Source organism: Corynebacterium pelargi (assembly GCF_014635485.1).
Classification (GTDB): Bacteria; Actinomycetota; Actinomycetes; order Mycobacteriales; family Mycobacteriaceae; genus Corynebacterium; species Corynebacterium pelargi.
Genome location: NZ_BMCX01000004.1, coordinates 280,730 through 288,044, shown reverse-complemented (window position 1 = coordinate 288,044; position 7,315 = coordinate 280,730). Strand labels below are relative to the sequence as shown.

At 56.7% G+C, this 7,315-nt stretch carries 7 protein-coding genes and 2 tRNA genes; 4 read left to right on the top strand and 5 right to left on the bottom strand.

The window, feature by feature from the left end:
- Positions 1-79 precede the first annotated feature (79 nt).
- Positions 80-1,342 carry a UDP-N-acetylglucosamine 1-carboxyvinyltransferase gene (gene murA, locus IEU99_RS09700; RefSeq protein ID WP_128889290.1) on the bottom strand — a complete coding sequence of 421 codons (1,263 nt, stop codon included), beginning with the start codon at positions 1,340-1,342 and terminating at the stop codon, positions 80-82.
- Positions 1,343-1,391: 49 nt separating this feature from the next.
- On the opposite strand from murA, the gene IEU99_RS09695 reads away from it, so the two are divergent.
- On the top strand, positions 1,392-1,964 hold the full coding sequence (locus tag IEU99_RS09695) for a cob(I)yrinic acid a,c-diamide adenosyltransferase (RefSeq protein ID WP_128889289.1): 573 nt from the start codon (positions 1,392-1,394) through the stop codon (positions 1,962-1,964).
- Between the two features lie 183 nt (positions 1,965-2,147).
- On the opposite strand, the gene ramA is transcribed toward IEU99_RS09695, so the two are convergent.
- Complete coding sequence (ramA, locus tag IEU99_RS09690) at positions 2,148-2,990, bottom strand: acetate metabolism transcriptional regulator RamA (protein WP_128889288.1); 843 nt, start codon at positions 2,988-2,990, stop codon at positions 2,148-2,150.
- Between the two features lie 627 nt (positions 2,991-3,617).
- Between ramA and cysK the strand changes: the two genes are divergently transcribed.
- Both cysK and epsC read left to right on the top strand, forming a co-directional pair.
- Positions 3,618-4,553, top strand: a complete 936-nt coding sequence (gene cysK / locus IEU99_RS09685; protein ID WP_128889287.1) for a cysteine synthase A — start codon at positions 3,618-3,620, stop codon at positions 4,551-4,553.
- A 104-nt stretch (positions 4,554-4,657) separates the two neighbouring features.
- Complete coding sequence (epsC, locus tag IEU99_RS09680) at positions 4,658-5,224, top strand: serine O-acetyltransferase EpsC (RefSeq protein ID WP_128889286.1); 567 nt, start codon at positions 4,658-4,660, stop codon at positions 5,222-5,224.
- A gap of 87 nt (positions 5,225-5,311) precedes the next feature.
- On the opposite strand, the gene IEU99_RS09675 is transcribed toward epsC, so the two are convergent.
- The 3 genes from IEU99_RS09675 to IEU99_RS09665 all read right to left on the bottom strand — a co-directional run bounded on the left by IEU99_RS09675 (position 5,312) and on the right by IEU99_RS09665 (position 5,900).
- Positions 5,312-5,599 (bottom strand): GNAT family N-acetyltransferase, encoded by a 288-nt coding sequence (locus IEU99_RS09675; protein ID WP_128889285.1) that lies wholly within the window; start codon positions 5,597-5,599, stop codon positions 5,312-5,314.
- A gap of 132 nt (positions 5,600-5,731) precedes the next feature.
- Positions 5,732-5,804: transfer RNA gene (locus IEU99_RS09670), tRNA-Phe, on the bottom strand.
- Positions 5,805-5,826: 22 nt separating this feature from the next.
- Positions 5,827-5,900: transfer RNA gene (locus IEU99_RS09665), tRNA-Asp, on the bottom strand.
- A gap of 427 nt (positions 5,901-6,327) precedes the next feature.
- On the opposite strand from IEU99_RS09665, the gene IEU99_RS09660 reads away from it, so the two are divergent.
- Positions 6,328-7,203, top strand: coding sequence for a PRD domain-containing protein (locus tag IEU99_RS09660; RefSeq protein WP_128889284.1), 876 nt, complete (start codon positions 6,328-6,330; stop codon positions 7,201-7,203).
- The last annotated feature ends 112 nt before the right edge of the window (positions 7,204-7,315 follow it).

Genomic DNA, 7,315 nt, shown 5'->3' with positions numbered 1-7,315 from the left:
TACACACACCCCAACCAACACACAAACCCCCAGCTCAAACACACAAAAGCCGGGGGCGTGGTCGTCGAAAAGCTAAAAACTAGCGCTCATCACTTACGCGCTCGATGGTGGCGCCAAGCGAACGAAGCTGTTCCACGAAGTTTGGGTAACCGCGGTCGATGTGGAAGACATCGTGCACTTCGGTCACGCCATCTGCGCACAATGCCGCGAGCACCAGACCGGCGCCTGCGCGGATATCCGAGCTCCATACCGGGGTCGAGGAAAGCTGCTCCACCCCGCGAATCACCACGTAGTGGCCGTCCACGGTGGCGTCGGCACCAAGGCGCAAAAGCTCGTCAACGAAGCGGAATCGGGCCTCGAAAATGTTCTCGGTAATGACCGAGCTGCCCTCCGCGATGGTGGCGATGCCGATGGCCATGGGTTGCAGGTCGGTTGGGAAGCCGGGGTACGGCAGCGTCTGGAAATCCACCGCCTGCGGGCGGTGATTCATCCGCACCCTAAAGCCGTGTTCATAGGTTTCGACCTCAGCGCCGGCAACCTTGAGCTTTTCAAGCGGCAGGTGCAGATACTTCGGCGCAATGCCACCGACGGTGATATCTCCCTGGGTCATCGCTGCGGCATAAGCCCACGTACCTGCCACGATGCGATCGCCGATCACGGCGTGGTCCGCCGGGTGGAGCTTTTCTACTCCACGGATGGTGATAGTGGAAGTGCCCTCACCAGTAATATCTGCGCCCATCTCCTTGAGCATCACGCAAAGATCAAGAATCTCAGGCTCGCGCGCTGCGTTATCCAGCACCGTGGTGCCTTCAGCCAGCACCGCGGCGGTGAGGATATTTTCGGTGGCACCCACCGAGGGGAAATCGAGGCGAATATTGGCGCCGCGAAGATGCTGCGCCTCGGCAACCACGCATCCGTGCTGGATATGGGTGGTAGCACCGAGTTTTTCTAAACCGGATTGGTGCATATCCAGTGGCCTTGAACCGATGGCATCGCCACCGGGAAGCGCTACTTTTGCCCGCCCGCAGCGTGCCGTGAGCGGGCCGAGCACGCATACCGAGGCGCGGAATTGGCGCACTGCATCGAAGTCGGCGTCGCTGGCAATTTCTGCCGGCGTAGTAATCGAAACATCGGAGCCGTTGATGGTGACGAAGCACCCGAGGCCTTCGAGTACGCGCTTCATGTAGGGCACGTCGAGAATTTCCGGACAATTACTCAAAGTGGTGGTGCCCTCAGCTAATAGGGCAGCCGACATGAGCTTTAAGACGCTATTTTTTGCGCCAGCTACACGCACGGAGCCTTGGAGTCGAGCACCACCGGTTACAAGAAATCTGTCGTTCACGCCCCTAACCCTACTGAACCCTCCCAAGAAACCGCGTAGGTTAAAGGTCATGGCTGTTCACCTAACCAAGATCTATACCCGTACCGGCGATGATGGCACCACGGCTTTGGCCAACTTCGAGCGCGTTTCCAAATCGGATCCTCGCCTTGCTGCCTACGCCGATTGTGATGAACTTAATGCTTCTATTGGTGTGGCCATCGCCTTTGGCGAGCTCGACGCCGAGGTGGTGAGCACCTTGCAGCGTGTGCAAAATGAGCTTTTCGACGCAGGCGCCGACCTTGCTACTCCGGTAGAAGAAAATCCGAAGTACCCTCCCTTGCGCATTGAGCAGGAATATATTGATCGACTCGAAGCCGATTGCGATCGCTTCAACGAGGATCTTGCCAAGCTCGACTCGTTTATCCTTCCCGGCGGCACCAAAGGCGCAGCATTGCTGCATAGCGCCCGCACCATTGCCCGACGCGCCGAAAGGAAAGCCTGGGAGGCAGTTGATGCGTTCCCGGACAACACCAGCGCCCTGCCAGCGAAGTACCTGAATCGACTCTCCGATCTGCTCTTCATCCTTTGCCGCGTGGCCAATGATTCCCAAGACGTCAAGTGGGTTCCAGGCGGCCAGCGCTAACGCACTCAACAAAAAGAAAAAGCCCTCGCGCATTTGCGGGGGCTTTCTAAGTTTCCTTGGCGAAGCGGTGTGTGCTTGGGCCAGGTGTCGCTATCGGCGGCCTTCGATGTTGCTGTGGCCTTCAATGTTGTGGCCCAGGCCTTGGCTGGACCCGAAGGGCTCGCGCCCGGTTGAGCTGGCAGATCAGGGCAATGCGCCGATGCGGCGGGCGGCATTGACTGCCTCGTAGCGAGTGTGCGCGCCGAGTTTGCGCATCACGCTCCTGAGGTAGCTCTTCACCGTTTCTGCACCGATGCCCATTTCTTCTGCGGCCTCAACATTGGTGTGCCCCAGGGCCACGCAGGAAAGCACGTCGAGTTCGCGTGCAGAAAGCTTAGTGGTCTGCTTGACCTGCACGGGAGCAACCATCTGGTCGCAGAGTTCTTCAAGCTCCTGGCGCAAATCTTCTTGAGTAATGCGGTTGGCCAGCATCCGCAGCTTGGAGTGGGTGGAACGAACCTGCTCCCACTCCGCACCATTCATCGCACGGCTGGGCTTCATGGCACCATTGCGCATCCCCTCCGGCCGGCGTGCGGCGGCGTTGATGGCGAGGTCTTGTTCGAGCACGCGCGCCGTCATGGCTACCTCTTCAATGACCTTGTCTCCCAGGCGCACCGGCGAGTGCACACCGACATACAAGATGCCGCGCACTTCGCGTTGAACGATGACGGGCACAGCAACGATGGAGTGCAGTCCCTCATCTTGGATAACGGAGTCCATCTCGTGGGAGATCACGTTGGCGCGGGTGTAATCACTCACGCCCACAGGACGCCGGGTTTTGAGCACGCGGCCACCAACACCGACGCCATTGTCGATGACGAGGTTCTGCAGTGCCGGCGTGCGAAGGCCGATCCATTGACTGATCTGCAGGCGATGCTCCCCGATCACCGTGGCGTACATGGTTACTGGAATGCCCGTGGCGTTTTTGAGCGAAGAAAGTGCTGAACGGATGGCGTCTTCGTCATCACGGGTGCGCTGGGTTTCCACCGTGCGTCCTCCTGTCAACTGCCTTGGAGCGCTGGTCACGACCGCGACCATGAGGGCTCGCTGCCAAGGTGTTCGGTTTAACTGTGCAAAGTATAACCATGAAATGGGGGTAATCAAAGCACGGCCTTGTGTCCGATTATCAAGAACAGATTTCCGCTTTCACTATCGCTTGGGGGTATGCCAGGGGCACCCATTTTTATGCAAAATTACCCCTGCACTTTTTGCACTGGATGGCCTTAAAGCCTGTTAGCCCGCCAGGAATGTCGGTTCTTGCAGGAAAAACCGATTGCACACCCTCCGTTTAGGAAAGTGCAGGAGGGCTCAAAAGTGAACCCCCCTCCCATTGAGCGCAGTCATAGGGCACGCCTACCGCATTGGCGCCCAACCCCGAGGAAGTACAGGCGGAGCAATAACGATGTTCAATAAGCGCCAATTTTTGGCTCTTTGTGGGAATTTTTTAGCCAAAATTGTGACAAGCTTCACCTTGATGGCTTGGCCTAAGCAGTGGAAATGAGAGAAAGGTCAAGCAGACCGATCTGTATATACTAAAAGACGGCTCTGTCTAGCTTTTTAGTTGAAGAAGCACTATGCTCGGAACACGTCAACAACAACACGAGGAGAATTAACGTGGCAAAGATCTACAACGACATTCTGGAAACCATCGGCAACACCCCACTGGTGCGCCTTAACCGTCTGAGCAAAGACCTGCCCGGCAACGTCTTGGTCAAGATCGAATCCTTCAACCCCGCGAACTCCGTGAAGGACCGCATTGGTAAGGCAATTATCGACGCAGCCGAGGAATCCGGCGAGCTCTCCCCCGGCGGCACCATCGTGGAAGCAACTTCCGGTAACACCGGTATCGCCCTGGCCCTGGTTGGCGCTGCCCGCGGTTACAACGTTGTGCTGACCATGCCAGAGACCATGTCGCTTGAGCGTCGCGTGATGCTGCGCGCCTACGGTGCAGAAATCGTGCTCACCCCCGGTGCAGCCGGCATGCAGGGCGCTGTAGATAAGGCCAATGAAATTGTGGCCGAACGCGAGAACGCAATTCTTGCGCGCCAGTTCGCTAACGCTGCGAACCCCGAGGTGCACCGCAAGACCACCGCTGAGGAAATCTGGCGCGATACCGATGGCGATATCGACATCTTCGTCGCAGGTGTGGGCACCGGCGGCACCGTTACCGGTGTGGGCGAAGTGCTGCGCGACCGCAAGGAAGATATCCAGATCTACGCCGTAGAGCCAGAGGCATCTGCACTGCTGACCACCGGCAAGGCAGGCCCGCACAAGATTCAGGGTCTGGGCGCCAACTTCATTCCCGAGGTGCTCAACCAGAAGATCTACGACGATGTGCTCACCGTTTCCAACGAAGACGCCATCGCTACCTCCCGCAAGCTCGCGGCAGAAGAAGGCATCCTCGGTGGCATCTCCACCGGTGCCAATGTGAAGGCTGCCCTGGAGATCGCCTCCCGCGAAGAAAACAAGGATAAGACCATCGTGACCGTCGTCTGCGACTACGGCGAGCGTTACGTATCCACCGTGCTCTTTGAGGATATCCGCGACTAATTTGCCACTTATGGCATCAGCCCTCGACGGCAGTACGTACACCTCAACACTGCCTCGGGGGTTTTCTTCTTGGCTTTTTGCGCTGACTGATAGGTTTAACAAACATGAAGCACATCCTGCGAACGATCCGTGAGGATCTGCGCAACGCCCGCGAACATGATCCAGCGGCACGTGGCGACGTTGAAAACGCCATCGTTTATTCGGGTCTCCACGCCATTTGGGCACACCGCGTAGCCCACTGGCTATGGCTGCGTAACCTCAAAGGCCCCGCACGCATCCTTGCGCAGTTCACGCGCTTTCTCACCGGCATCGAGATTCACCCCGGTGCCACCATTGGTCGGCGCTTCTTCATCGACCACGGAATGGGCATCGTGATCGGTGAAACCGCAGAGATCGGCGAGGGCGTCATGCTCTATCACGGCGTTACCTTGGGCGGGCAGGTACTCACCCAAACCAAACGCCACCCCACCATCGAAGATGGGGTAACGATTGGTGCCGGCGCAAAGGTGCTTGGGCCCATCACCATCGGCAAGGACTCAGCCATCGGTGCAAATGCGGTGGTGACAAAAGATGTTCCCGCCAAGCACATCGCCGTAGGCATTCCTGCCAAGGCACGCCCACGCAAGGATGCTGAGTGCATCAAACTCGTGGACCCCGACTACTACATCTAGCGATCAGGGTGCTCAGAAAAGCCAGCAGCCGCCCACAAGGGCGGCTGCTTTGCTATTTGGATCTACTGGCTCTAAGACGGTGATGATTTAGGCCTTGAGTTCAGCGTACTCAGGGTTTTTCTCAATAAACTTCGCCACTGCAGAGCAGCTCGGCTTCACCTTGAGGCCTTCTTCACGGGTGGCGTCGAGCGCCTCGCGGATCAATGGCTTAGACAGGCCGCGGCCCCGGTAGTCCTCCAACACCACAGTGTGGTTGAAATCGCGCACACCGTCGCTTTCGACGTACTCTGCGAACCCCGCGAGGTTATCGCCGTAGAAGATGGCGAAACGGCTCTGGACGGACTCGTGGCGTACTTCGGTGGGCTGATCGCTCATACCAAGCTCCCTCTTTTTCACTGTCGGTTATGTTGAGCTCTAGTATGCACCAACTGCGACGCTTGAAGCCCAGCGATGTAGAAACAGAGAATAAAAACCCCAACTGCTCGAAAGCAGTTGGGGTTTTGGTTGTGGCACGGACCAGGATCGAACTGGTGACCTTCCACTTTTCAGGCGGACGCTCTACCAACTGAGCTACCGCGCCACTGGCTACCGAAGTAACCGAGCGACCCTGACGGGACTTGAACCCGCGACCTCCGCCGTGACAGGGCGGCGCGCTAACCAACTGCGCCACAGGGCCTTGCATTTTCAAGTACGTCAGCTCGGATATAAACCCGCGCTGATGCACGACTCGAAATACTACACAGCTCACTATAAGCTAACAAATCGCCTGCTCAACAAGCCTTTATAAGGTTTCAACTGACACAGCGTCAGATGGCCACCATTCCCCTGTTGTTGGGCACAGCCAAAACCTCAGCCTCGTTTTTTGTGCATGAGATCACTTCCGCTAGCGGTAGTGCCCTATGGTACAGTTCCCAGTAGCACAGGATAGTTATGGCGATTGACGCCAGCTTGACCTGCCACAGGTGTCCTCGATACCACCCAAGTTTCTTTTTAGAACTTCTGCTGGTGATTTCTTGGGTATCCGGTTGGCAGGTTTTTTTATTGCCATATCTTGTGTCGAAACCACTGAACATGCCCACTCACGATCGCAGCGGAGGTAATCGTTGAAGACGATCAAGAAGCTCAACAACAACGCTGTGCTCGTCGAGGACGGCCAAGGAAAAGAGTGCATTGTCACCGGGCGTGGGGTTGGGTTCGGTTCAGTCCGGGGACAGGAGATCGATCAAGAGAAGGTGGAAAAAGTTTTTTCACTGGTCGGCTCCCCTGAGCATGGAAGTGACTACCTTCAAGACTTACTCACCACCATGCCGGTGGACTATCTACGGATCGCCCAACGCATCCTAGAGATCGCAGCCAGCAAGATCCCTGCCCCGCTGGAGAGGAACATGCTGCTCCCGCTTGCCGACCATATCTTCGGAGCGGTGCAGCGTACAGAACAAGGCGCAGCTATCGCGGATCTCTTTGCCTCCGAGATGCAACGATTTTATCCAGAGGAATTTGCGCTCGGAAAAGAAGCGCTGGGCATTATCGCCGAGGCAACGGGCGTTGAGCTACCCCAAGGTGAGGCCGGCTTCATCGCCTTGCATTTGATTACAGCTCAAGGCGGCCAAGATGCATCTGAGCTCATGCGCATTAGCAAAGTAGTCCATGCAATTGAGCAAAGAGTCATCGAACTTCTCCGTCTCGAGGTAGATGCTCAATCATTGACCTACCAACGGTTCATCACCCATTTGCGCTTTTTCGCGCAAAGGCTGATCACGGACGAAGCCCTAGCACTCACCATAGAAAATGAGCATGGATCCGAAATGCTCGACACCATTGCGCTTCGGCATCCAGAGGTGGTGTCATGTGTCCATTCAGTGAGCATTCAACTCATGGCAGAGTTCGGCTACACCATCGACGACGCAGAAATGTTGTACCTCTCCCTACACCTCGCACGTCTTGTGTCGACACAGCAAAGAGATGGAGGTGAGCAATAGAGCGACTATCTCGACTACTTGAAGACCTCTCACAGATCTAGGCGATCTATCGCACGAACATGCACCACAATGAGTGCACTACATAATTCCCACCACCTGGGGGCCGTGACAT